Raw genomic sequence first — 24,049 nt, 5'->3', positions numbered from 1 at the left:
ATATGAAGATGGATATGCAGAGCTCCCCTGTTTCATCGCGTAACGTGGTCCAGCAACTCGTTCAGGCCGACGGCTGGGTACTCGATGTGGATGGCTGCCTGGTGCGCACCGGCACGGCCGGTGGCGCGGGTGGCGAGGCCATCGAAGGCGCAGCCGAGCTACTAGCCTGGCTGCGTCGTCATGGCAAGGGCTTTGTGGTCTGCACCAATGCATCGCAGCGCCCTGTACGTACCTATGCCGGTCACCTGCGTGAGATTGGACTCGACATCAGTGATCACGAAATGATGACTGCGGCCACCGCCGCCGCCGACTATATCGCAACGCATCACCCGGGTGGAAAGGTTTTGGCGGTCGGTGATACGGGTTTGCAAGAGGCTTTGCAAGAAAAAGGCTTGACGCTCGCTGCATCCGATGCCACCAACGCCGATGTGGTGGTTGTGGGTGCAGCCGACAGCTACCAGTCAACGACCCTTAACGGCGCCTGCCTGTCGATTGTGGATCACGGGGCTCCCTTGTATGTATCGGTCGACACGCCCTGGTTCCACGGCGGCATCAAACGCTCCATTGCTTCTTCGTCCGCCATCGCGGCTGCGATCGCCCATGTCACTGGCGTCGCGCCTAAGGTGTGCGGCAAGCCTTCGTTCGCTATTGGTGAAGTGTTGCGCCGACGACTCGGCGGCGCCGGTCGTCGCCTTGTCGTGGTGGGGGATATGGCGTCGATCGAAATACAGCTTGCTCACCAAATGGACGCGCTGGGCGTATTGGTATTGAGCGGAGGCACCCCGGAAACCGCGCTACCTGATCTTCCGCAGGAGCAACGCCCCGACTGGTTCGGCCGCGATGTAGGGGCGCTGATACGGCAACTGAAATCCATCCAGCCGTGAGGGTAGCGAATGTAAGTAAAGCAATGGTACGCGCCGTTGCAGCAGAACCTCTCATCAAATGAGAACGAGCAACCACGCGCCTTGGGATTGATCACGACATCTGTGATTGTGATCTGGCTACCGAAAGCATCAATCGATCAACAGGAGACTCCAGCTTCGCCACAGAATCAAACAGGTTCGACCGCCAGTTGGGTGGTGCACCTCCGTCTGAAGTTTTAAGCGGATCGCAAAATATCAGGAGACAAAGCCATGAATCATCAATCGAACCGTTTCGAGTTTTTCCACGAGGCCGATGCCCCCGAAGGTGCCGAAGGCTGGGAACACATGTATCCATATTTCCTGACGTCGCAGCCAGAAGGCCGCACCTCGGAGGATGAGCGCTTCTGGTTCGTGGACTCGATGCACTGGTCGCGTGCAGTGCATCCCTTCGATAGCGTTGGGGCGGAAGCCGTGTATTACGGTGTCGGCGTCAACAGTACACGCGGCATCGTCCTGCCGACAGCACTCGGTCTGGACGTGCGCATCGTGAATGGCTACGTCTACATTTGTCCATTGCCGGTAACGGACCTGGGAGAAGTTGAAAAAAGACTGAAACTGTTTCAAGAGCGCGCCGGATTCTATTACAAGAACTGGGACCAATTGTACGCAAATTGGAAGGACAAGATGACTGCCAGCGTGCAATGCATGAAGTCGCTGAAGTTCAACTCGCTGCCTGAAGTGGAACCGGTCGCGGTAGTGCTGGAAGGCCGCGGCCGTTCAGTATCGTGGGATCTGGTGGAGAACTACCATCGCCTCATTAACGAATTTTTCGTCGTCTGGCAGTACCACTTCGAGATGCTGGGTCTCGGGTACGGGGCCTATCTGGTGTTCTTCGACCTCTGCAAGCGTGCCTTTCCTGAGATCCAGGACCAGACGATCGCCCGCATGGTGGCAGGTGTAGAGGGTATCGCGTTCCGCCCAGATGACGAACTGCGTCGTCTGGCTAAACGGGCGGTCGAACTGAAATTGCATGAAGCGCTTTTCACCCGCGCAAGTGCCGATGACATTCTCGCGCATGTCCGCTCGCAGCCTGATGGCGAACTCTGGCTCGCCGAGTTTGAGGCGGTCCGTGAACCTTGGTTCAACTACTTTGCCGAATACGGGTTCTTGCATGACCAGGAAACCTGGAATCAGAACCTGTCGATTCCGCTGCGAGGCATTGCCCGTTACATCGAGCTGCTTATGGCCGGCCAGCAAATCGATCGGCCAGTCAGCAAGCTGCATGAAGAACGTGACGAGATCGCCTTCGAGTACCGCTCATTGCTGGAGCCATCCGAGGCTGTCCGGTTTGATGAGGCGCTGGCGCTGTCACGAAACGTCTTTCCGTACATCGAAGAACACAATATCTACGTGGAGCACTGGACCCATTCGGTGCTTTGGGAGAAGGTCCGCGAGTTAGCAGACGTATTCGTGAAGGCCGGCTTCTTCGAGGCGGAGAGCGATCTGTACTATCTGAACCGTTTTGAACTCGATCAGGCGTTGCACGATCTGGTGGAGTCCTGGGCCATAGGTGTGCCGCCTCGCGGTATAGAGCATTGGCGGAAGGAAATCGCCCGGCGCCGCAAGATCATGAGTGCGCTACGCGCGCGCACAGCGACGCCCGCGTACGGGTTGCCACCAGCAGAAGTGACGGACCCCTTCGCCATCATGAACTACGGTGTGACAACCGAGCGGGTGCAGGAATGGCTAAGCCAGGCCAGCGGCGATGGCGGCAATGGGCGCCTGCAAGGTATCCCCGCGTCTCCTGGTGTGGTCGAAGGATTTGTGCGCGTGATCCGTCATGAGAATGAGCTCAGCGAGTTGCAGCCTGGTGAGATTCTCGTGGCGGCGATTACAGCGCCTTCCTGGGCATCGGCTTTTTCTGTGGTTTCGGGTGTGGTCACCGACATCGGCGGCATGATGAGCCACGCGGCCATTGTGTGTCGCGAATACGGTATGCCTGCGGTGGTCAGCACAGGCTTTGCCACCGCACGCCTTGAAAATGGACAGCGTATCCGCATTGATGGCCATAAAGGCACGGTTATCGTGCTGAATGCCTGAACGGCGCAAGCTAGGAGACAGAGATGAGCATGTTGATAGTGTCGTTTGAGCATCAACTGGCTTTGGAAAAGCGATTGGTGGGAGGCAAGGCGCATGGTCTGGCGGTCATGACGCAGGCAGGGATTGCCGTATCGCCGGGATTTGCGGTAACCACCGACACTTACAGACAGTATCTTGAGCACAGCGGCTTGCACAACCGCATTCGTGGGGTGCTTGCGACCGTGGACCGCAACTCCATTGATGCGTTGGACGAAGCCGCGCGTTGCATCGAAGCATGGTTTGACGAAGTCATTTTGTCCGACGACCTGATGCTGGCGGTGACCGAGGCCTACAACGGCCTGTGCACCGCGGTTCGGGTGCCGAATGTTTCGGTAGCGGTACGCTCGAGCGCTACCGCTGAAGACTCTGCGGGTGCCAGTTTCGCTGGCGAATATGAAACTTTTGTCGGCATGCGCGGTATTCAGGAAGTCGAGTTGCACCTGCGTCGATGTTGGGCCAGCGCATTTTCCCCCCGAGCTTTGTCCTATGCGTGGAAAAATCACATCGATCCTATGGCCGTGGACATGGCGGTAGCCGTTCAGAAAACTGTCAACGCCAGAGCCGCCGGAGTGATGTTCACCGTCAGCCCCGTCACCGGAGACCGTTCGCGCGTCGTGATCGAGGCGTCCTATGGCTTGGGTCTTGGTGTAGTTGGTGGTGACGTGACACCCGACAGGTTTGTTGTTGCCAAGATTGAGGGGCAAGTGCTGGAGCGTGTAGTCGGGGATAAGCATAGGGAGTACTTGACTAACGATGTTCCGACGCCGGTCGATGCCGCGCGCCGCGCGTGCTTATGCATGGACGATGCCGAAGTTCTTGCGTTAGCCAAGATCGGCAAACGTCTCGAGCGCATGCATCAATCGCCGCAGGACGTTGAATTTGCAATCGATCGGGATTTGCCGTCCGGTGACAACATCGTCTTGCTGCAATGCCGGCCCATCACCGTGCTTCCCTCGCATGCCCCGCAAGCGAACGCACCGCGTGATGCCTTGATGCAATTTGCTTCCAGCGTAATGTCGGCAGCACGCTGACGGCCCGTTCCTCCACCCAATACGGTGGGCCTCACCCTGCGTCTACGGGAGATAATTACGCCAAAAGTGGCATCCGGATCAATGCACATGCGCCAAGGCCTGGACAGCACGCCCTTGACGCAACGCTGGCTGGATGATCCCTTCATGGCGCCCGTCGTGCTTGCCGGACCGCTGATGGGACGTGCCGCTCAGCCCGAGGAAACCGCCGGCATGGTGCTTTTTCTGTGTTCACCGATGGCAAGCTGCGCTACCAACCAGACTCTTATCGTAGATGGTGGCCAAACAGCCCATTGAATCGCGCCTGCACCGTAACCCAGGTCCTGAATCGTTCTGAATCCTCCCGGGTGCGGTTTGATCATATGGAGGCGGGGCAATATGCTGCATCCCAAACCAGACCGATCGTGGGATGGTGGTTCGTACCAGCCTGGGCCACCGGTCAGAAAGATTCCGGCATCGCTGCTGGATTCATTCTGAGGCCGATGTCGATGCGGTTTTGATGTCAACATGGAAGGCAGTAAACGTACCGCAGCGCGTGTACACGCACCAAGGAAATCTCATGTTCAATGCCAAACTCAATACAGTTAGTACAACGTAAATAAATCATATTTGTTGGTTTCTGGAGACAATAGAATGAAACGTCGAGTGCTGTCTGGGTCTGTCCTTCTTTTCCTCATAGGGGCGCAAATTCCCGCCTATGCGCAATCGGCTGGAAGCGGAAGCAGCGTAACGTTGTATGGTCTGATAGACGCCGGAATTTCGTATGTTAGCAACGAGGGCGGCCATCATAATGTCAAATTTGATGACGGGATATTCGTTCCAAACTTGTGGGGTATCAGTGGGACCGAGGATCTTGGTGGCGGCCTTCGTGCAACGTTCAAACTGGTCAATCAGTTCAATCTGGGCAACGGAACGATCCTGACAGGTCAGGGCTTCTTCGGTCGGAACGCGTACGTGGGGTTGTCCAGCGACCAGCTCGGTACATTGACATTGGGCAATCAATACGACTTCATGGTTGATTCGCTGTTTTTCGGGCAAAACGATGCGGCGATTAACGTTGGCCTTTACAACTTCCGCGCGGGGCCATTCAACAAGATTGCAATTCCCGGGAACCCTCCGTTCGCTGGGAGCTTCGACTGGGATCGCATGGCGGGCGGAAATCCCGTGCCTGGTTCTATCAAGTACCAGTCTAACGATTACGGCGGATTCAAATTCGGTGCTTTATACGGTTTTGGGGGCATTGCTGGTTCATTCGGGTCTGGCAATAGCGTCAGCGCGGGATTGAGTTATGACCATGGTCCCTTCGGAGCTGCTGCTGCATACACAGAGGTCAAATATTTCACTGAAGGCCAACCGCAGGTCGGTATCAGGAATTGGGGTATCGGCGCACATTATCAGTTGGGCAAGTGGACGATGACAGCACTTGTGACCACTGTACGAAATACCTTTAATGGTGGCGCCATCGCGCAGGCCGAGGCGGGTGCGGCTTATCAACTGGCTCCGGACTGGGTACTTGCTGCTAACTATATGTACATGAAGGGGGACAAGGTCCTTGACAACAATCATGCGCATCAGGTTGACGCAATTGTGAACCACATCCTCTCCAAGCGAACTCTGGTGTATGTGGAGGGCGTCTATCAACGTACAAACTCTGGAGCGCAGGCCCTCATTAGCGGAGTCCTGGACCCGACAGGCACTTCGAGCGGTCCAAGCCAGTTTATTGCCCGAATCGGCGTTAAGACGAGCTTCTAAGGAGCTGGTCAAATTGAAGAGGGCCGGAGAACACCGGGGGGATGAAGCACTATCCATCGACATTCCGGTAGCGGCCACTCACTCGCGGTGTCGGACACGTGAAAGCAAAGGACGAAAATGAATTCAGGCTTTTCAAGCAACAAGGTTGTGCTGTCCCTCGTGACAGCGGGCGCATTAGCCATTACGCGACCAGTATCTGCGCAGGGCAGTGGCAGTGGCAGTGACAGTGCAAGCGGAGCGACCGCCGCTTCAACCGGCTCGAGTCACGGCACAGCCTCGTCGACTGCTGTGGAGCGGCGGGCGCAACATAAGGCCGCCCGCAAGGAAGCCAGGGCCAGGAGGAACGTTGATCTGAAAAAGTTGGAAAGGTCGGGATACAAACCCGCGCAGAGGGATCCGAATTTTCCTCAACATCTTCAGGATGCGGAAGAGAAGGCGGGTGCGACCTCTGGCGCGGAGGTGTCAGGAATTTCGTGTGCTGAGGTCGGTTAGAAATCTCAGCTGATGGCGGCGGTGAATCGCTCGCCGAACAGGATGGCGAACTGATTGACGGCTTGCCGCCAGGTGATAGGTGGCATCTTCCAATCCTTTTCGATGTTGCGCAAGGCCAGGTACAGCAGTTTGCTGGCGGCTTCGTCGCTCGGGAAGTGACCGCTTGGCTAAGTGTCTGATTCTTAGTGGATGGCGTTTGCGCCCGGCGTTTGGAGGTCGTCTAGGCGGGTGCTGGTAATTTTTTCAATGCAGTGAAAGCGCGCTTTGCGTGGGAACGGGCGCTGCCTGCAAACCCTCATGGCGTAAGGAGTCGGACGGCGAGCGCGATTTTCCAGAACAGTTTTAGTTGCGAAGAATCGCGAGAACAAGTTTGTTTGCCACAGAACAGGTTTCGTTTGTCAATCACCAGCGCGCGACAGGCGCTGTTGAATGCGAGGCGCCGGGTGGTAACATTTGTTGTCATCGTTATCGGCGGCTCGCCCGGACCCTCGCATGCCAGACAGCTTCGACCAGCTCGCCGCCCTGATCCGCGCACGTTTCTCCGAACTGAGCCCGCAGTTCCAGACGGGCGCCGCTTTTCTGCTCGATCATCCGGACGAGGTCGCGGTGTCCTCCATGCGCAAGGTGGCTGAGCGCGCGCAAGTGCAACCGGCATCGCTCGTGCGTCTGTCGCAACAACTCGGTTTTCCCGGCTGGAACGAATTGCGCAATCTGTTCGTCGCGCGCGTGCGCACGCGGCCGGAGCCGCTCGCGAGCCGCGCCCGTTCACTGGTCAAATCGAAAGACGCGCTCGCGAACGATCTGCTCGTCGCGCAACAGCACAACCTCGAAGTCACCGCCGCGCATAACGGTCGCGCGATCGTGGAAGCCGCACGGCTTTTGCGGCGCGCGCCGCATGTACATGTGGCGGGCTTTCGCTCGTGCTACTCAGTGGCGTTCGGCCTCGTGTATGGGTACCGGTTTTTCCGGCCGTCGGTGTCGCTGCTCAACGGCGAGGCCGGCACGCTGGAGATGCAGCTGCGCTCGGTCGAGCGCGACAGCGCGACCATCGTCATCAGTTTCGCGCCGTATTCGGTCGAAGCGGCGCGCGTGGCGGAGGCGGCGCTGGAAAAAGGCAGCAAGCTGATCGCGATCACCGACAGCGCGGTGTCGCCCATTGCGCTGCACGCGGACAAGGTGCTGATCTTTTCGCACGAAAGTCCATCGTTTTTTCCTTCGCTGGTGGCGGCCACCGCGATCGCGGAATCGCTGGTCGCGCATCTGCTCGCGCTGGAAGGCGCGGGTGCAGTCGAACAGCTTGCGATCGCCGAGCAGTCGTTGCACGCGAAGGGTGCTTATGTGCCGTGAGCAAGCCGTTCTCGACGCTGGCTTGCTGGACCAGGCGCTGCAAATGCCTGGCATTCGCGCACCGTCGTCGCCGGCTCAGCGCCGCAGCGCTCCGGCACCTGAGCACGTCGGCGTGACCATCAGGAATTGACATCATGTCCGCGGTTTTTCATCGTTTACCGAAGCAATCGCTGCCGGTTGCGGTCGGCGGAGAAGGAATCGAAATCATCGATTCCACCGGCAAGCGTTATATCGACGCGTGCGGCGGCGCGGCCGTCTCGTGTCTGGGCCACAGCAACCGGCGTGTGATCGAGGCAATCGAGCGCCAGGCGAAAAAGTTGCCCTATGCCCATACGTCGTTCTTCACGACCGGCCCCGCCGAGGAACTGGCCGAGCGTCTGGTGGCGCGCGCGCCGGCCGGACTCCAACATGTGTACTTCGTGTCGGGCGGTTCGGAGGCGATCGAGGCCGCGCTGAAACTGGCGCGCCAATACTTCGTCGAGAACGGCGAAACGCAGCGCCGCCACTTCATCGCGCGGCGTCAGAGCTATCACGGCAACACCTTGGGAGCGCTGGCGATCGGCGGCAATGCATGGCGTCGCGAGCCGTTCCTGCCGATCCTGATCGACGCGCATCACGTCAGCCCGTGTTACGCGTACCGCGAGCAGTGCGCGGGCGAGACGGAGGAAGCGTTCGCCCAACGTCTTGCCGATGAACTCGAACAGAAGATCGTCGAACTCGGAGCGGACACGGTGGCCGCGTTCGTCGCCGAAACGGTGGTGGGTGCGACAGCGGGCGCCGTGCCGCCGGTGCGCGAGTACTTTCGCAAGATACGCGCGGTCTGTGATCGTTACGGAGTCCTGTTGATTCTCGACGAGATCATGTCGGGCATGGGCCGCACCGGCTTCCTGTACGCGTGCGAAGAAGACGGCGTGGCGCCGGACCTGCTGACCATCGCCAAGGGGCTCGGCGCCGGTTATCAGCCTATCGGCGCGACGCTGCTCAGCGACAGGCTCTACCGGACGATCGTCGGTGGCTCGGGCTTTTTTCAGCACGGGCATACCTATATCGGTCACGCCACCGCGTGCGCGGCCGCGCTCGAAGTGCAGCGCGTGATCGAGGAAGACAGGCTGTTGCCGAACGTGCTGGCGCGCGGCGAGCAGCTGCGCGGGCGGCTGCGCGAGCAGTATGCGCAGCACCCGCATATCGGCGACGTGCGCGGACGGGGGCTGTTTGTCGGCGTCGAACTGGTCCGGGATCGCGAGAGCAAATCGCCGTTCGACGCGGCGCTCAGGCTGCACGCGGCGATTCGGCGCGAAGCCTTCGCGCGCGGCTTGATGGTGTATCCGATGGGCGGCACGGTCGACGGCAAGATCGGCGACCATGTGCTGCTGGCGCCGCCGTTCATCTGCACCGAGCGCGATATCGACGAGATCGTCAGCCGGCTCGCCGACGCGATCGACGCCGCGCTGAAGGCCATCCAGGCCGGCTGACCCAACCCCGTCTGCGAGACCCATGATGACCGAGCGTTTGCCCCACTTCGACCCATCCGACGCCACGCCCGAACAGAAAGCCGTACTGCAAGAAATTCTGTCCGGCCCGCGCGGCAATCTGAATGGGCCGTTTCTCGGCTGGATTCATAGCCCTGAACTGGCGCAGCAGGCGCAGCGCCTGGGCGCGTTCTGCCGTTATCGGACCGGCTTGCCGTTACGTCTGTCGGAGCTGGCGATTCTGGTGACTGCGGCGCGTTGGCAGGCGCAGGCCGAGTGGTACATCCACTATCCGATCGCGCGCAATGCGGGCGTGGCCGAAGCCGACGCCGATGCGATCCGGCAGGGACGGCGCCCGGCCTTCGCGGATGCCGACGACGCGCTGATTCACGACTTCGCAAGCGAGCTCTACGAAACGAAGCGCGTGTCGGACGCGCTGTATGCCAAGGCGGTGGAGCGATTCGGGCATCAGGTGGTGATCAACCTGGTGGGCCTGCTTGGCTACTATGCGCTGGTGGCCATGACGCTGAACGTGTTTGAAATGCGCGCGGTGGGGCAGCGGAGCTTGCCGTTCGCGGAATAGCCGCGTCGCGTGGCTCGGGCATAGCGCCGGAAAGCGCTTTTTGCTGAACGAACCGACTTCGCTCGCGCGCGGCGCGCAATGGTTCGATGTAATCCGGGCGCGCCACTTTGCCGGCGTCCGCGTGCCGGGTCGTCACGACGCCGGCCCACGGAAGCGCCTATGATGAAGTTCGGTCCACGCCCGCCCCGGCGGCGCCGCGCGACAGACGCCCGAAGGAAGCCCCTTGGGGACCCCGAACCGATGCCTGAACCGCGAACCTCCGGGCGCGACCGTCGCGGCGGACATCATCTTCGGTCGTCGAGCGCGCGAAGCAGGGCACACAGGAGAGAGCGATGAAGCGCAAGGCATCAGCAGTCTGGCAAGGCGGCCTGCAGGACGGCAAGGGCTCGATTTCCACCGACAGCGGCGTCCTCAAGGAGACCCAATACTCGTTTTCGACGCGCTTCGCGGACGGCATCGGGACCAATCCCGAAGAGCTGATTGCCGCTGCGCATGCAGGATGTTTCTCGATGGCCTTGTCGGCGGAACTGGGCAAGGCCGGTATTACGCCCGAGCGCATCGGCACGACCGCCACCGTGACACTCGACAAGGACGGCGGCGGCTTCACGATCACGGCCGTGCATCTGGACGTGGCGGTGAAAATCCCCGGCGGTGACAAAGCTGCGTTCGACAAAGCCACCGCGGACGCGAAGGCGGGCTGTCCCGTGTCCAAGGTCCTGAACGCGACAATTACGATGGACGCGAAACTCGAAAGCTGAATGCGCTCGCGTGTTGTCAAGCGCCACGTGATGAGGCCGTCGGCGGGAGCCCATCCCGCCGACGGCTTTGCGCCGCTGCGGTCATCCGTGGGTGGACCGGCGACTGTTTAGGAACCGTGCGTTCGCGCTGGGGACAGGCCGTCGAGCCCAGACGGTTTAAAAGCCTCGCAACGATAATCGTTTCCAAACTGTTGCTTTCCGCACAGAACCCAGCGCATTAATAAATCACGCAGGTGTGTTATTCACGGATGAGTTCTTGGTTCACAGGTAAGTTCCCAACGCCTCGAGATAACGCCTGTTCCTTGATCTGCATAGATAGAAGAAACGCAGCAGGCTTTTTTACTGGCACCCGGACCGGCTCGCAGTAAATCGTGCCATCTCGCGGTGCCGCACCTAGCCGTCGAATCGGGTTTCAGGGATATTCCTGGTTTCAAACTTCGCCCCGCGGCATTGAAAGCGATTCCACTGCCGGTCAAAACAATAAGAAATAAAAACCGCTTGCCGCATTTAAATTCGGTTGTTAATCTTTGCGAACTTTGCAGTCCTCCCAGTAGGTCGAATGTCGAGAAACCCGGCGCGGAGACTTTAAATAACGCCCAACGGTTCGAGGGGAATAATGATGCTGACCGCCACCATTGACGCATTGCACCCACCCGCAGCGACCCACTTCAACGTCGGCGACGTCGTTACGTTAAAGGCTGGCGGCCCACGCATGACCGTGACCTATGCGGGCCCGGTCGCGCTGAATCCGGGACACTGGCTCATGTGCGAGTGGTTCGACGAGCAGGGAGAGTTGCGCCGCGAGATGTTCTCGCCCGCCAACGTGCGAGCCGAGCCGCGCTCGATTCCTGCCGGCTCCGTGCAATGGCAGCGAGTGGGCCGCGCCGCTTGAATTTATCGAATAGATGCAATGAGCCGAAACGCGGTCCGGAGCTTCGGCCAGCGTTGCTGGCGAACCGCCGCGGCCGAACGCTTGGGCTGAATCGAACTTGAGCGGGGTAAAAGGAAAATCGTCCGGCGTCGCGCACGGCCTCCAGCGGCCCCAAGCCGGCCTGACGCTGGCCCACCGCTGCGCGCCGAGCCACCGCCCAACCGTGCCACACCAGCACAATCAATTTTCCTGACGGTGGTCCTGCGCCGACGCGCGCTTCTGCACGCGCAGCATCAACGCGGTCGAAAATGCCCGCATGCGCACGAGTTTGCGCGTCTGCACGACCTCGCCGGCGATATTCTCCGGCGGGTTGGGCTGCAACGACCAGTAAAGCGCGAGCAGCCAGCCAAGCCCGGTCCAGCCGACGCACGCATTGAAGAGCGCGAGCGTCAGCACGTCGCGACGCTTGCGGCGGTCGGCGACAATGGCGGGCAGAAAATACAGCGCCAGCGCGCACACCGCGCCGATGACCTGGGCGATCACGTCACCACCCATGAAACCACTCCCCATACGCGATCCATGCCACGATTGTCGCGCGAATGCGGGATCGGTGCATCAGCAATCCGAAGCATGCCGCGCGCATGCCGGCCCCAAAGGGTTCAGCCGATCCCGCATCGGGACTATCATGATCGTTCCGCCAGAACAGGACAGCCAGGACCGCCATCATGATCTCCGACGATACGACCCAGCAGGCGCAACGCCTTAACCCCGACACGCTGCGCGAATTCGTGGACCGCAAGTGGAACGACGAGATCGTGCCCGCGTTGACGGACTACATCGCGGTGCCGGCCAAAAGCCCCGCGTTCGATCCCGACTGGGTCAAGCACGGCTATCTGGAGCGCGTCATCACCGACGCCGCGCAATGGGCCGAACAGCAGCCCGTGCGCGGCCTGAAACTCGAAGTGATCCGTCTGCCCGGCCGCACGCCGGTGATCTTCTTCGAAACGGCCGCGACCCGTTCCGGCAGCGAAGAAACCATCGTGCTGTACGGCCACCTCGACAAGCAGCCCGAATTCGACGGCTGGCGCAAAGACCTCGGCCCATGGACGCCGAAGCTCGAGGACGGCAAGCTCTACGGCCGCGGCGGCGCCGACGACGGCTACGCGATCTACGCGAGCCTCACGGCGCTCGCCGCGCTCGACGCGCAAGGCGTCGAGCGTCCGCGTTGCGTCGGCCTGATCGAAACCTGCGAGGAGTCGGGCAGCTACGATCTGCTGCCCTACGTCGACGCGCTGCGCGAACGGCTCGGCACGGTGGGCCTCGTGGTGTGCCTGGATTCGGGCGCGGGCAATTACGATCAACTGTGGCTTACCACGTCGCTGCGCGGGCTGGTCGCGGGCGACCTCGAAGTCCAGGTGCTCGACGAAGGCATTCACTCAGGCAGCTACGGCGGCATCGCGCCGTCGAGCTTTCGCATCATGCGGCAGCTGTTCGACCGGCTCGAGGACGCTGCAAACGGCACGCTGTTGCCAAAGGGTTTCCATTGCCCGGTGCCCGTCGACCGCCTGCGTGAAACGCAAGCCACCGCGCAGATTCTTGGCGACGACGTCTGGAAGAAGCTGCCGTGGGCGTGCGGTCAGGACGGCCGCCAGGTGCTGCCGACCACGACCGATCCGCAGGAAGCCTTGCTCGGTTCGACGTGGCGTCCTTCGCTGTCGGTGACCGGCGCGGCCGGGCTGCCCGCGCTCGCCGACGCCGGCAACGTGCTGCGCCCGCGCACCGCGTTCAAGCTATCGCTGCGTCTGCCGCCGCTTATCGAAGCGCAGAAGGCCGTCGCCGAACTGAAGGCGCTGCTCGAACTCGATCCGCCATACAACGCAAAGGTGACCTTCAGGCCCGACGCGGGCGCGGCGAACGGCTGGAACGCGCCCGAGCTCGCGCCCTGGCTCAGCGCGGCGCTCAACGACGCGTCGCGTCGCCACTACGGCGCCGACGTCGCGTACATCGGCCAGGGCGGCACCATCCCGCTGATGAACGTGCTGCAGGCGGGCTTTCCCAAATCGCAGTTCATGGTGTGCGGGGTGCTGGGGCCGAAGTCGAATGCGCACGGACCGAACGAGTTCCTGCACGTGCCGTTCGGCAAAAAGCTCACCGCCGCGGTTGCCGAAGTGATCGCCGCCGCGCCTTGAGCTTCATGGCCCGCGCGTGATGTCTCGCGCGGGCTTGAACGGATGCGCTGTTCAGACCCGTCACTTACACACGGACACCACTGAATGACCGATAACGCGACTGACCGACCCACTATCCTCCGGATTCCAGCCGACCCACTGCATGCCTACGTGAGAGCGATCTGGGAGCAGGCCGGCAGCACAGCGCGCGAAGCGGAACTGGTCGCGGATCATCTGGTCGCGTCGAATCTGACCGGGCACGATTCGCATGGTGTGGGGATGATCCCGCGCTATGTCGCATCGCTCGCCGATGCGCAACTCCAACTGAACCGGCATGCCGAAGTCGTCAAGGATGCGGGTGCCGTACTGACAATCGAAGGCGGCAAGGGTTTCGGCCAGGTGGTCGCGTTCGAGGCGATGGAGCAGGGCATCGAGCGCGCCAAACGGCTCGGCATCTGCGCGCTCGGCCTGCGCGGCGCGCATCACATCGGGCGCATCGGCCATTGGGCCGAACAGTGCGCGCGGGCTGGGCTGGTGTCGTTTCACTTCGTCAACGTCGCGGGGGATCCGCTCGTTGCGCCGTTTGGCGGTGCGGACCGGCGCATCGGCACGAACCCGTTTTGCGCGGCGTATCCGCGGCCCGGCAAGCCGCCGCTCGTGCTCGACTTCGCGACCAGCACGGTGGCCTACGGCAAGACGCGCGTCGCGTACAACCAGGGCAAACATGTGCCGCCGGGTGCGTTGATCGATCACGAAGGCTTCCCCACGCTCGAACCGAAGGTGATGCACGAAGCGCCGTTCGGCTCGCTCACGCCATTCGGCGGGCACAAGGGTTTTGGGCTGGCGGCGATGTGCGAGATTTTCGGCGGCGCTTTGTCGGGCGGCTTCACGACGCACGCGGACACGCTCGGCACGACGCACGCGATCATCAACTGCATGCTGTCGGTGATCATCGATCCCGCCGCATTCGACGCGCCCGATGCGCAAGCCGAAGCCGACGCGTTTATCGCGTGGGTAAAGGCTTCGCCGCTTGCCGCCGGCGCAGACCGTATCTACGAACCGGGCGAACCGGAACGCGTCACGCGCGCTCAACGCGAAGCCGAGGGCATTCCGGTGGACCCGGCCACATGGACGCAGATTCGCGACGCTGCGCTGGCCGTCGGCATGAGCGAGGAAAGCGCGGCCCGCTGGAGCGCGCTGTTGCGATAAAGGCGGTCTGCGATGCGCGGGCGCGGCTGGCCCGCTGCGCCCGCGTGAGCCCATCAAGTCATCCAAGACCCATCGCGCCAGGTGCAACGGCGCACGAGCTCACGCGATCAGCCGGAGCTTCTGCCGGTCCAGCAGCCACCGTTCGAATTCGGCGACGGGCATCGCGCGGCCATACAGAAAGCCTTGCACGTAGTCCACGCCAAGGCCCTTCATGAACAGTTCTTCCGACTCGGTTTCGATGCCTTCGGCGACGACCTCGAAGTCGAGTTCCTGCGCGACCGCTACCATCGAGCGCACTAGCGCCTGCGCCTTCTTGTCGGCGTTGATGGAGCGCACGAAGCTGCGGTCGAGCTTGATGACGTCAAGCGGAATGCGGCCCAGTTGCGACAGCGACGAGTAGCCGGTGCCGAAATCGTCCAGATGCACCTGGGCGCCGAGTTGGCGGAACTGCGTGATGAGTTCGATCGCGGCCGCTTCGTCCTCGATCAGACAGCTCTCGGTGAGTTCGACGTCGAGCAGGCAGGGGTCGAGCTCCGCGTTGTGCAGCGCTTCGGTGAAATGCTGGACCACGGCGGGGTCGGAGAGTTGCCGCGCCGACATGTTGATCGCGATGCGCAGGTTATAGCCGTCCGCTTTCCAGCGGGCGGCCTGCTTCGCGGCGGAGTCCATGACCCAGCGGCCTAGCACGCCGATCAGCCCCGACTCTTCCGCATAACGGATGAAGTCCGCCGGCATGATCTGGCCGCGTTCCGGCGAATTCCAGCGCACCAGCGCCTCGGCGCCCTGCACCGTGCCGCTCGCGAGCGACAGCTTGGGCTGGTAATGCAGCGTCAGTTGGCCCTCTTCGAGACCGCGTCGCAGATTGGTGTCGAGCCACATGTACTCGGCGACCCGGCGGTTCATGTCCGGCGAGAATACGCGATGAGTGCGCTTGCCCGCGTCTTTGGCAACGTACATCGCGGTGTCGGCCGAGCGAATCAGCGATTCGAGGCTGTCGCCGTGCTGCGGATAGCGCGCGATGCCGATCGAGCAACCCGTGTAGACCTCGACGAGCCCGACGGCGAACGGCGTACGCATGCGCTCCAGAATGCGCTGGGCGGTGGTTTCCAGCTGTTGCGAGGTGCCGCTTGCCGCGAGCACGATGAACTCGTCGCCGCCGAGCCGCGCAAGCGCATCGCCGTCGTTCAGGCAGTCGCCGATGGCCGCGGACACGTCGCGGATCAGCTTGTCGCCGAACACATGGCCGTAGTGGTCGTTGACCTTTTTGAAGTTGTCGAGGTCGAGGAACAGCACGCCGACTTCTTCCTGTGGACTGGCCTCCTGGATGGCCGTGCGGATCTTGTCGTGAATCGCGTTGCGGTTGGACAGGCCGGTCAGCTCGTCGGTGTTGGCGAGTTCGTTGAGCCGTTGCTGCGCGAGTCTTTGCTCGGTGATGTCGGTGCCCGAGCAGAGCAGGAATTGCTTGTCGCCGTCGCTGCCGCTGCGGACGAACTCGTTGCGAAACAGAAACAGCCTTTCGCCGTGCACCGTTTTAATGCGCTGTTCGATCTGGTAGGGCACGCCGCGATCGAAGACCTGAGCGAAGTTCGCGCTGGCGCTCGCCTCGTCCCGGGACGGCAACAAGAGCGGCCAGGCAGGGCTGCCGATGATGGTTTCTTCCTTGATGCCGCTCAACTCTTCGGCAACGCGGTTAAAGCGCTGTATCCGGCCCTGCCTGTCGACGACGACCACGACCGAATTGACTTCCGAGACGACCTGCTCGGCGAACGACAGGGCCTGTGCGAGATCGCGGACGACGGACTCCGTGTCCTCGTAAGCCGACGCCGTGCCGCTCCACGTGTTGCTGTCGATTTTTTTACCGACGAGATGCAGGCGCAGCGGTTCGCCGGCGACGTGTACGTCGACGACGAGATGCGAGCTTGCGCCGGTGAGGCAGCGGATTTGCGATGCTTGCTGGGGATCGAGCGCAATGGCGGCATCCAGCGCTACGTGGGCAGGCAATGCGCCGGCGACAGGCGTGAGTTCGAGTGCGTTGCTGTCGGCCGACAGACGCCAGCAAGGCCTGCTTGTGCCAAACCGCGCATAAAGCACCTGGTCGCGTTGGTCGTCGTTCATGAGATCCCCGGGCGATGTGTGCCGGTAGTCCCCGTCAAGGCGCGAGGCGGCATCCAGTCTTCATACTTAAGACTGGCCCATTGTAGCGAAGCCGCGGAATTCGGGCTTATAAACATTAACGGTCGATTGCCCAATAGCTTTAGGGGTTTTAGGGGCGCTCGAGCAGCTTTCCTCACCGATCGCGGCGCCATGAGGGCCGCGAGCATGACGTGCCGTGCCAATGCAACGCTTCGTTCACTTACCTGCCGATGTGCGCATACCGGCTAGAACCTGCGCGCCAGCGACGCGCGCGCGCGTTCCCTTTCGGTCGGTTCGGCATCCACCGATGCGTCAAACCAGAATTTTCCGGCGACGAGCGTGGCCACCACTACGCCATCCCGGAACAACAGCCGGTTTCCGGCGACAGCCGGCACCCGCTCGCCGACCAGCAGCGTGCCGGCGAGATTCAACGGATCAGTCGCGGCGACACACACTAACGCACGATCGTTCGCATGCCGGCGAACTTCGCGCAGCACCGGGATGGCCTCGGGCAACGCGAACTGCTCGCCGGCCAGGCCATTCACGAAGCGCCCGCCGCGAATCGTGCCGCGCGCTTCGAGCCGCTGAAACACGCGCAGCAGATCGCGCCAAGGCGGCAGCCATTCGGCTTCCCGTTCGAGCAGGCGCCAGAACACCACACCATAGCGGCGCAGCAACGTCATCGCGACATGCTCCAGCACCTCGGGCGGCCACTGCCGGCGGCGCTGCGGCTCGCGCTGCGCTTCGGTTTCGGGTTGCGTCGCAACGGCGCGCCGGCTCACGAGCGCCCAGCGGCCCGCGTCGTCCATCCCGCCGATCAGCGCGCTGGCTCGTGCGCGCCGGTTGCTCGCAAACGCATTGCGCTTCGCGACCGGCTTGAGCAACGCGCGCAAGCCCGCGAAGCTGTCCGAGTTCGCGAGGCCGGCGGCGACGAGTTCGCCCAGCGCACTTTCGAGTTCCATCCTCAGCACGTGGACTTCGGCGAGCAATTCGTCGAAGAACATCGCGCCGTGTTCCGAAAGCGTGTCGAACACGCTTTGCGCGAGAGCGGACAATTCCGGCGGCCTGGCGTTGTCGAGCAACGCGCGCCAGGTGCGCACCTGCGCGCGCGGCAGCAGCACGATCGGCGTGCTGCGGATCGGACCCGCCGCGCCGCGCGCGCGCTCGGTAAGCCGGGTCCAGACGATCTTGCCGGCGCGGCACAGTTCGTCGAGCGAAGTATTCGTGTAGGCCTTCACGCGCGCGGGCAGGATCTCCTCTTCCCATGCGCCGGCGGCGGCCTGGTAGCCTTCGAGCTGGTCGAGCACGGCGGCCAGTGCGTCGCGGCCCTCGCTGCGCGTGTCCGGGCTCAGATGCTGCCATTCGAACAGAAAGCGCATGAAGTCGTGCCGCTCCACGGGTTCGATCTCGCGTCGCAAACGCTTGACCGTATAGCGGTGAATCCGCGCAAGCAGGTGGCGTTCGCACCATTGTTCTTCGGCGGTTTGGGGCGTGAAGCGGCCGCGCATCAGGTAGCCTTCTGCTTCGAGGCGCGTGAGCGCCTGCTCGACCGACGCGGGCGGCAGTCGCAGCGCTTGCGCGATTTCGCTGACCGGCAGCGGACCGAAGCCGGTCAGGCGCGCGCGCAGCACGTCGAGCAGCGCGTCGCCGGCGTTCCAGCTGTCGGTATAGCCTTTGGGTGCGACGAGTTGCGGTGTGTAGGCGGTGCGCGGCGCGTCGGGGTAGAGCGCCTCGAAGCAGGTGACGCGCTCGGCAGGCAACCAGAGGGCGGCATCGTCCGTCAGTTGCAGGCGGGTCGCGCGGCCGGACGCGGCCAGCGCCGCGAGCCACGCTGGCCAGCCTTCGCGACTCTGCGCTTCGTCTTGCGTGATACAGGCGAGGCCGGTCAGCGCCTCGTGCATCTCGTCCGCGTTGCGCGCCTCTGGCCACGCCTCGTCGCGCACACTGTCGATCGCGTCGGCGTCGAGCGCACCGAGATCGTCGGCGCTGGTCGGATCGGTCCAGCGGCGGTTCAATACGGCTTGCGTGCGACGTTCCTCGATGGGCGCGTCGTCGAGATAGGCGTAGGGCTTCGCGGTGAGGACTTCGGCGGCCAGCGGCGAGGGCGCCGGCAGATCGCGCGCCACCAGTCGCACGTCGCCCTGTTCGATCCGGCGCAGCAGCGCGAGCCAGCGCTCGCTATCCATGGCGTCGTGCAAGCAGTCGTCGACGGTTTGATCCACTAACGGATGACGCGGCAATTCGCGTTCGCCGACCACGTTCTCCAGACACGCGGCCTGCTCGGGAAACACGCTCGCGAGGAGGTCTTCGCTGCGCATGCGCTGCACTTGCGGCGCGGTCTTGCGTCCACCGGTGTAGCGCGGCAAGCCGAGCGCGGTGGTCGCGTTCCAGCGCCAGCGCACGCCGAACAGCGGTGCCTCGAGCAATGCCTGGATCAGCAGATGCTCGGCGCTGTTCGAATGCAGGTAGCGCCACACGTCGTCCAGGACGAACGAATGGCTGCCGGTCAGCGACAGCACGATCGCGTCCTCGGTGGCCGCGGCTTGCAGTTCGAAGTTGAAGCTGCGGCAGAAGCGCTTGCGCAACGCAAGGCCCCACGCGCGGTTCACGCGGCTGCCGAAGGGCGCGTGGATCACCAGCTGCGTGCCGCCGGATTCGTCGAAGAAGCGCTCCATGACCAGCGTATTCTGCGTGGGGAGCACGCCGAGCGCCGCGCGGGCGCGAGCGAGATAGTCGACTATCTGGCGCGCGGCGGCTTCGTCGAGATGAACCGTGTCGATAAGCCAGCCGATCGCGCGATCGATGCGCGCGGCGAGGGATTGCGCCTCGGGCGCGGGTGCACATCGCGCATCGGTGACGGCGCCGCTCGCAGTGTCCGCCACCGCGCCCGCGCCCAGGACTGCGGCTTTGGCTTTGCTTCTGCTCTTCGACTTTGCTCGTGCGGGCGCGTTGGTTCCCGCCTCCACGCCATGTGCTGTCCCGATTGCGGGCTGCTCCGCCTCGCAATCGCGCCCTTCGAGCACGCGTTCAAGCGCCTCGCGCAAGCGCGACACCGCAAACGACAGTTCATCGCTGCGGCCAGGCGCCTCGCCGAGCCAGAACGGAATGTTCGGCGGCTGCCCCTGCGCGTCCTCGACCCGCACGCGGCCGCTCTCGATGCGCAAGATCCGGTACGACGCATTGCCCAGCTGAAACACGTCGCCGGCCAGACTCTCGACCGCGAAATCCTCATTGACCGTGCCGATGTTGATTGCCTGCGGTTCGAGCACGACTGCGTAGTCCGCGTTCTCGGGAATCGTGCCGCCCGAGGTCACGGCGACCAGCTTGCCGCCGCGCCGGCCACGCAGCGTGCCGCTCACCGCGTCGCGATGCACATAGGCGCCGCGCGGACCGTTGCGGCTCGTATAGCCCTCGGCGAGCATGCGCAACACCGCGTCGTACTGCTCGCGCTCCAGGTCCGCGTAAGGGGCGGCGCGCCGCATCATCGCGAACAGCGCGTCCTCGTTCCATTCGACGCTCGACACTTCGGCGACGATCTGTTGCGCGAGCACGTCGAGCGGCGCGCGGGGAATGCGCAGCGCGTCGAGTTCGCCGCGCTGCACGCAGTCGAGCAGCGCCGCGCATTCGATCAGATCGTCGCGCGAGTTCGGGAACAGCCGGCCTTTAGGCATGCCGCCGACCTGATGGCCCGAGCGCCCGACGCGTTGCAGAAACGGCGCGATCGCGCGCGGCGAGCCCATCTGGCACACCAGATCGACGTCGCCGATGTCGATGCCGAGCTCCAGCGACGCCGTCGCGATCAGCACGCGCAACTCGCCGCGCTTGAGCCGTTGTTCGGCGTCGAAGCGATGTTCCTTCGCGAGGCTGCCGTGATGCGCGGCGACGACCTCCTTGCCGAGTCGCTCGGTCAGATGACGCGCGACCCGCTCGGCCATGCGCCGCGTGTTGACGAAAACCAGCGTCGTGCGGTGCATCGCAACGAGTTCGGCGAGACGGTCGTACACACGTTCCCAGACCTCGTTGGGCATGACCGCTTCGAGCGGCACCGGCGGGATTTCCAGCGCGAGATCGCGCTCGCGCGCGTGGCCCACGTCGATGACCGCGCAATCCGCGGGAATCGCGCTGTCGATGCTCGCGCCGCCCACCAGAAACCGCGCCACCGCGCTCACCGGCTTTTGCGTCGCGGACAGGCCGATGCGCGGCAAGCGCCGCTCGCATAGCGCGTCGAGGCGTTCGAGGCTAAGTGTGAGATGGCTGCCGCGCTTGCTGCCGGCCAGCGCGTGAATTTCGTCGACGATCACGGTGCGCACCGTCGAGAGCATGCGCCGGCCCGAGTCCGAACCGAGCAGCACGTAGAGCGATTCGGGCGTGGTCACGAGGATATGCGGCGCGCGCTTTTTCAGCGCATTGCGCTCCTGCTGCGTGGTGTCGCCGGTGCGCACCGCCGTGCGGATATCGAGCGGCGGCAGTCCGCGCGCGTTCAGTTCGGCGGCGATGCCTTGCAGCGGCATTTGCAGGTTCAGGCGGATGTCGTTGGACAGCGCCTTTAGCGGCGACACGTACACCACCAGCGTTTCGTCGGGTAACGCGCCGCCGTTGGCGAGGCCTTGCTGGACCAGATCGTCGAGCGCCGACAGGAACGCGGTGAGCGTCTTGCCCGAACCGGTCGGCGCGGCCACCAGCGTCGAGCGGCCACGACGAATCTGGGGCCATGCGGCGGCCTGCGCGTCCGTGGGGGCGCGGAAGGTCTTCAGGAACCAGCCGGCGACGGCCGGATGGAAGTCGTCCAGCGCGGAGTGTGTCGAAGAAGGCAACGCGTGGCTCGCGGCGCGATCGTCAGGCGCGGCGCCGGGCGCCGGATCGGGAGCAGCGGAAGTCGTGGCCGAAGTCATGCTGGCGTAGATGGGGGCGGGGCGTGCCATATCCAGAGGGCGGTAAAACGGCCGGTTGCAAAAGGGCAGCAATAGGGCAGTAAAAAGGGCAGCAAAAAGGGCAGCACTCAGTCTGGCAGGTTTTGGCGGGCTTTGCCCAAGGAGATCGAGCGCCACTGTCCGCTTCGAATAGTGGATTGCGACTGCGGCGTGTTTCGCGTTTCGTCTCGTGCTGCGTGGTGCCGCGTTAGCCTCGCGCCGCCGGACGAGCCAGGCAGCCCGGAAGGCAGCATCGCGATTTCTCGTAGGCAGGCGGTTCGCGGTCATTGACAACCAGTGCCACCCCCACTCAGCGAACCGTGAGGAACTTCGGGTACCAACGCCAACGACGCTTCGTCGAGCGTGCGCCACTAGACATCAGGTATGGACCTGCCGCACCTCGAGCTTGATCCGAGTACCTTGAGGTGCGGCAGACCCGTACATGATGTCTAGATACTGTTTGGCCACGACGGGTTTCCGCATCTAAAAAATAGAGGAATCCTATGGATGGCATGAGAGCGATCCTGCCTGATGTGACGGTGGTGCGCGCCATCCTGCTCTGCGCTGTTGTGACTGCCGCGATTCTTGTTAAGCGACGGGAACGGACAAGTCACTTCCGCAACGCGATGATCCTAAGGATATCGAATAACCCGCGACGCGGATGCGAATTGAGTAATTTTTGAAAAATGTTGTCAAGAGCGATTGACGCGAGTTGTGCACAGTTCCCGGTCGCCGGTAAAGTGAAGCTTTTAAACAGATATTACAGTCGGCGCAAAGAGGCGACAGCGCACAACGTATTAACCGCCGTGCTGCCTGCCAGACAGACGTCGCACATAGAAAGGTCGATTTGTGGATTCACTCCTGAAACAAAATTTTGACGAGAACGGTTTTGTCGTTCTTCCGCAGTTTTACCCGCCGGAACAGATGGACGCGATTGTCGATTCAATCGCTCTGCGCAAGTTGGAACGACCTCTGAATGTAACTGTGGACCTGCTCGATACAGGGGAGCGCAGCTTGCTGGGACTGCTGAGTCCGCATGAGATCGCAACGCGACCGATGAAGATCAACGATCTATATCTCGATATGGTCGACGTCCGTGAGATTGCGCTCTCGGATCGGCTGGCTTCGATTCTTCAACAATTGCTTGAGTACCAGCCAGCGCTCTGCAATAGCCTGTATTTCGAGAAAGGAAGTCAGCAACCGCCTCACGTCGACTCAATCTATATGACGCCGACCACGGCCAACCACCTGATCGCTGTCTGGGTAGCGCTGGAAGACGCACATGTCGATGCGGGGCAACTCGAATACTATCCGGGCAGCCACAAGATCAAGCAGATGATTTTCAGCAACGGTACAGACTGGCAATTTGATCCTGATGCTGACTGGCAGAACCCCGGTTTCGCACAAACAGACAACGATCCGGTCGTGTGTGTGTCGTGGAACGATGCACAACAATATATCGCGTGGCTGAACTCGAAACTTAGCGGGACGAACGCCCATCATTACCGGTTGCCTACCGAAGAAGAATGGGAGTATGCCGCGCGTGCCGGGACAACAACGACGACCTACTGGGGCGATAGCCGGCAGGAGCAATGCAAGCACGAAAATACGCGCGATGAGTCTACAAGGGTATTTGATCCAGATGGCCCATTTGCGCCTTGCAACGATCGTTTCCTCTGGACTTCGCCGGGCGGTTCCTTCAGGCCGAATCTTTGGGGCCTGTACGACATGCTGGGTAATGCTGAGCAATGGGTTACCGATTGTTCGGAAAGCGTCTACCTAGCGCCAGCCGTGCAGTCCGATGGCTCATGTCGTGGCCATATCCTTAGAGGTGCTAGCTGGGCCTCAATTCCTGTCGCCGTTCGCGTTGCATACCGAAGCGGGAATCCCGCTGCTTCGCGAAACAGTAGTTACGGCTTTCGTCTGGCAGCCAACCTTTGAAACTGGCCGTAAGGAGATTTGAAATGTCAGGAATTACCGTTATAGCGACGACTTCCAACGTTGCAGCTGCACTGAGCTCATGGAACACTCTTGTCCAAACGATCAAGTCATTCAGTAGCGGCAACGCAAGTCAGGATGACGTCAAACAGGCTGGGGCAACATTCATTGCGGCGGCAAGCGCGTTGAAATCATCAGAATTCGCGCAAACCTTTTCAGGCATCGCCGGATTTGCAACCAGTATGGCGAATTGGAACACTGATTTAGCTAGGGAAGGTCTGCACAACTCGTTTTCAGATCGCCGACCTTTTACCACTTGAACTGAGTCAGCCAGGAGAATCGGCCGACAGGTTGGTCGTCTGGCCTTTGAACCGCGACGCCCCCTGTTT

The 24,049-nt window shown here is 62.2% G+C and carries 17 protein-coding genes and 1 pseudogene; 14 read left to right on the top strand and 4 right to left on the bottom strand.

The annotated features are described in order from the left end of the window. Positions 1-2 precede the first annotated feature (2 nt). From ABQJ48_RS32430 to ABQJ48_RS32410, 5 genes are all read left to right on the top strand, one after another. Positions 3-884 (top strand): HAD hydrolase-like protein, encoded by an 882-nt coding sequence (locus ABQJ48_RS32430; RefSeq protein ID WP_367842021.1) that lies wholly within the window; start codon positions 3-5, stop codon positions 882-884. A gap of 249 nt (positions 885-1,133) precedes the next feature. Beyond that, positions 1,134-2,963: a PEP-utilizing enzyme gene (locus ABQJ48_RS32425; protein ID WP_367842020.1), complete on the top strand. Its 1,830-nt coding sequence runs from the start codon at positions 1,134-1,136 to the stop codon at positions 2,961-2,963. A gap of 23 nt (positions 2,964-2,986) precedes the next feature. Further along, positions 2,987-4,033: a PEP/pyruvate-binding domain-containing protein gene (locus ABQJ48_RS32420; protein WP_367842019.1), complete on the top strand. Its 1,047-nt coding sequence runs from the start codon at positions 2,987-2,989 to the stop codon at positions 4,031-4,033. A gap of 87 nt (positions 4,034-4,120) precedes the next feature. Next, positions 4,121-4,327 carry an SDR family oxidoreductase gene (locus ABQJ48_RS32415; RefSeq protein WP_367842018.1) on the top strand — a complete coding sequence of 69 codons (207 nt, stop codon included), beginning with the start codon at positions 4,121-4,123 and terminating at the stop codon, positions 4,325-4,327. 351 nt (positions 4,328-4,678) lie between these two features. Next, complete coding sequence (locus ABQJ48_RS32410; RefSeq protein WP_473094222.1) at positions 4,679-5,782, top strand: porin; 1,104 nt, start codon at positions 4,679-4,681, stop codon at positions 5,780-5,782. A gap of 497 nt (positions 5,783-6,279) precedes the next feature. Here the strand turns inward: ABQJ48_RS32410 and ABQJ48_RS32405 are convergent. After that, positions 6,280-6,435: pseudogene (locus ABQJ48_RS32405) on the bottom strand (IS256 family transposase); the annotation flags it as partial. A 331-nt stretch (positions 6,436-6,766) separates the two neighbouring features. Between ABQJ48_RS32405 and ABQJ48_RS32400 the strand changes: the two are divergent. The 5 genes from ABQJ48_RS32400 to ABQJ48_RS32380 all read left to right on the top strand — a co-directional run bounded on the left by ABQJ48_RS32400 (position 6,767) and on the right by ABQJ48_RS32380 (position 11,323). Next, positions 6,767-7,621, top strand: coding sequence for a MurR/RpiR family transcriptional regulator (locus tag ABQJ48_RS32400; RefSeq protein ID WP_367842016.1), 855 nt, complete (start codon positions 6,767-6,769; stop codon positions 7,619-7,621). Between the two features lie 134 nt (positions 7,622-7,755). Continuing rightward, complete coding sequence (locus ABQJ48_RS32395) at positions 7,756-9,093, top strand: aspartate aminotransferase family protein (protein WP_367842015.1); 1,338 nt, start codon at positions 7,756-7,758, stop codon at positions 9,091-9,093. 25 nt (positions 9,094-9,118) lie between these two features. Further along, positions 9,119-9,673, top strand: a complete 555-nt coding sequence (locus ABQJ48_RS32390) for a carboxymuconolactone decarboxylase family protein (protein ID WP_367842055.1) — start codon at positions 9,119-9,121, stop codon at positions 9,671-9,673. 332 nt (positions 9,674-10,005) lie between these two features. Next, positions 10,006-10,431 carry an OsmC family protein gene (locus ABQJ48_RS32385; protein WP_367842014.1) on the top strand — a complete coding sequence of 142 codons (426 nt, stop codon included), beginning with the start codon at positions 10,006-10,008 and terminating at the stop codon, positions 10,429-10,431. A gap of 619 nt (positions 10,432-11,050) precedes the next feature. Continuing rightward, on the top strand, positions 11,051-11,323 hold the full coding sequence (locus ABQJ48_RS32380) for a YodC family protein (protein WP_367842054.1): 273 nt from the start codon (positions 11,051-11,053) through the stop codon (positions 11,321-11,323). A gap of 219 nt (positions 11,324-11,542) precedes the next feature. Here ABQJ48_RS32380 and ABQJ48_RS32375 read toward each other — a convergent pair whose 3' ends face one another. After that, positions 11,543-11,857 carry a superinfection immunity protein gene (locus ABQJ48_RS32375; protein WP_367842053.1) on the bottom strand — a complete coding sequence of 105 codons (315 nt, stop codon included), beginning with the start codon at positions 11,855-11,857 and terminating at the stop codon, positions 11,543-11,545. Between the two features lie 170 nt (positions 11,858-12,027). On the opposite strand from ABQJ48_RS32375, the gene ABQJ48_RS32370 reads away from it, so the two are divergent. Beyond that, positions 12,028-13,491 carry a M20 family metallopeptidase gene (locus tag ABQJ48_RS32370; protein WP_367842013.1) on the top strand — a complete coding sequence of 488 codons (1,464 nt, stop codon included), beginning with the start codon at positions 12,028-12,030 and terminating at the stop codon, positions 13,489-13,491. An 84-nt stretch (positions 13,492-13,575) separates the two neighbouring features. Beyond that, positions 13,576-14,679 carry a malate/lactate/ureidoglycolate dehydrogenase gene (locus tag ABQJ48_RS32365; protein WP_367842012.1) on the top strand — a complete coding sequence of 368 codons (1,104 nt, stop codon included), beginning with the start codon at positions 13,576-13,578 and terminating at the stop codon, positions 14,677-14,679. Between the two features lie 99 nt (positions 14,680-14,778). Here the strand turns inward: ABQJ48_RS32365 and pdeR are convergent, their stop codons facing one another. Together pdeR and ABQJ48_RS32355 are read right to left on the bottom strand one after the other, a co-directional pair. After that, positions 14,779-16,794 carry a cyclic di-GMP phosphodiesterase gene (pdeR, locus tag ABQJ48_RS32360; RefSeq protein ID WP_367842011.1) on the bottom strand — a complete coding sequence of 672 codons (2,016 nt, stop codon included), beginning with the start codon at positions 16,792-16,794 and terminating at the stop codon, positions 14,779-14,781. 263 nt (positions 16,795-17,057) lie between these two features. Then, on the bottom strand, positions 17,058-21,734 hold the full coding sequence (locus tag ABQJ48_RS32355; protein WP_367842010.1) for a DEAD/DEAH box helicase: 4,677 nt from the start codon (positions 21,732-21,734) through the stop codon (positions 17,058-17,060). Between the two features lie 837 nt (positions 21,735-22,571). On the opposite strand from ABQJ48_RS32355, the gene ABQJ48_RS32350 reads away from it, so the two are divergent. Then, complete coding sequence (locus ABQJ48_RS32350; RefSeq protein WP_367842009.1) at positions 22,572-23,663, top strand: SUMF1/EgtB/PvdO family nonheme iron enzyme; 1,092 nt, start codon at positions 22,572-22,574, stop codon at positions 23,661-23,663. A gap of 23 nt (positions 23,664-23,686) precedes the next feature. Then, a complete protein-coding gene (locus tag ABQJ48_RS32345) occupies positions 23,687-23,980 on the top strand; it encodes a hypothetical protein (protein WP_367842008.1) in 294 nt (97 codons plus the stop codon). Positions 23,981-24,049: the final 69 nt, after the last annotated feature.

Origin of the sequence: Paraburkholderia suaedae (assembly GCF_040812055.1) — a bacterium.
In the GTDB taxonomy this organism is placed as follows: Bacteria; Pseudomonadota; Gammaproteobacteria; order Burkholderiales; family Burkholderiaceae; genus Paraburkholderia.
The sequence above is the reverse complement of the archived record's forward strand: the minus strand, read 5'-3'. Positions and strand labels throughout refer to the sequence as shown.

What these genes read in the sequence shown, in the direction of transcription:
- ABQJ48_RS32395 (WP_367842015.1), top strand. Translation starts at nt 7,756, where the DNA reads ATGTCCGCGGTTTTTCATCGTTTACCGAAGCAATCGCTGCCGGTTGCG.
- ABQJ48_RS32365 (WP_367842012.1), top strand. Translation starts at nt 13,576, where the DNA reads ATGACCGATAACGCGACTGACCGACCCACTATCCTCCGGATTCCAGCC.
- ABQJ48_RS32375 (WP_367842053.1), bottom strand. Translation starts at nt 11,857, where the DNA reads ATGGGTGGTGACGTGATCGCCCAGGTCATCGGCGCGGTGTGCGCGCTG.
- ABQJ48_RS32385 (WP_367842014.1), top strand. Translation starts at nt 10,006, where the DNA reads ATGAAGCGCAAGGCATCAGCAGTCTGGCAAGGCGGCCTGCAGGACGGC.
- pdeR (WP_367842011.1), bottom strand. Translation starts at nt 16,794, where the DNA reads ATGAACGACGACCAACGCGACCAGGTGCTTTATGCGCGGTTTGGCACA.
- ABQJ48_RS32400 (WP_367842016.1), top strand. Translation starts at nt 6,767, where the DNA reads ATGCCAGACAGCTTCGACCAGCTCGCCGCCCTGATCCGCGCACGTTTC.
- ABQJ48_RS32425 (WP_367842020.1), top strand. Translation starts at nt 1,134, where the DNA reads ATGAATCATCAATCGAACCGTTTCGAGTTTTTCCACGAGGCCGATGCC.
- ABQJ48_RS32380 (WP_367842054.1), top strand. Translation starts at nt 11,051, where the DNA reads ATGCTGACCGCCACCATTGACGCATTGCACCCACCCGCAGCGACCCAC.
- ABQJ48_RS32430 (WP_367842021.1), top strand. Translation starts at nt 3, where the DNA reads ATGAAGATGGATATGCAGAGCTCCCCTGTTTCATCGCGTAACGTGGTC.
- ABQJ48_RS32355 (WP_367842010.1), bottom strand. Translation starts at nt 21,734, where the DNA reads ATGGCACGCCCCGCCCCCATCTACGCCAGCATGACTTCGGCCACGACT.
- ABQJ48_RS32415 (WP_367842018.1), top strand. Translation starts at nt 4,121, where the DNA reads ATGCGCCAAGGCCTGGACAGCACGCCCTTGACGCAACGCTGGCTGGAT.
- ABQJ48_RS32390 (WP_367842055.1), top strand. Translation starts at nt 9,119, where the DNA reads ATGACCGAGCGTTTGCCCCACTTCGACCCATCCGACGCCACGCCCGAA.
- ABQJ48_RS32345 (WP_367842008.1), top strand. Translation starts at nt 23,687, where the DNA reads ATGTCAGGAATTACCGTTATAGCGACGACTTCCAACGTTGCAGCTGCA.
- ABQJ48_RS32420 (WP_367842019.1), top strand. Translation starts at nt 2,987, where the DNA reads ATGAGCATGTTGATAGTGTCGTTTGAGCATCAACTGGCTTTGGAAAAG.
- ABQJ48_RS32370 (WP_367842013.1), top strand. Translation starts at nt 12,028, where the DNA reads ATGATCTCCGACGATACGACCCAGCAGGCGCAACGCCTTAACCCCGAC.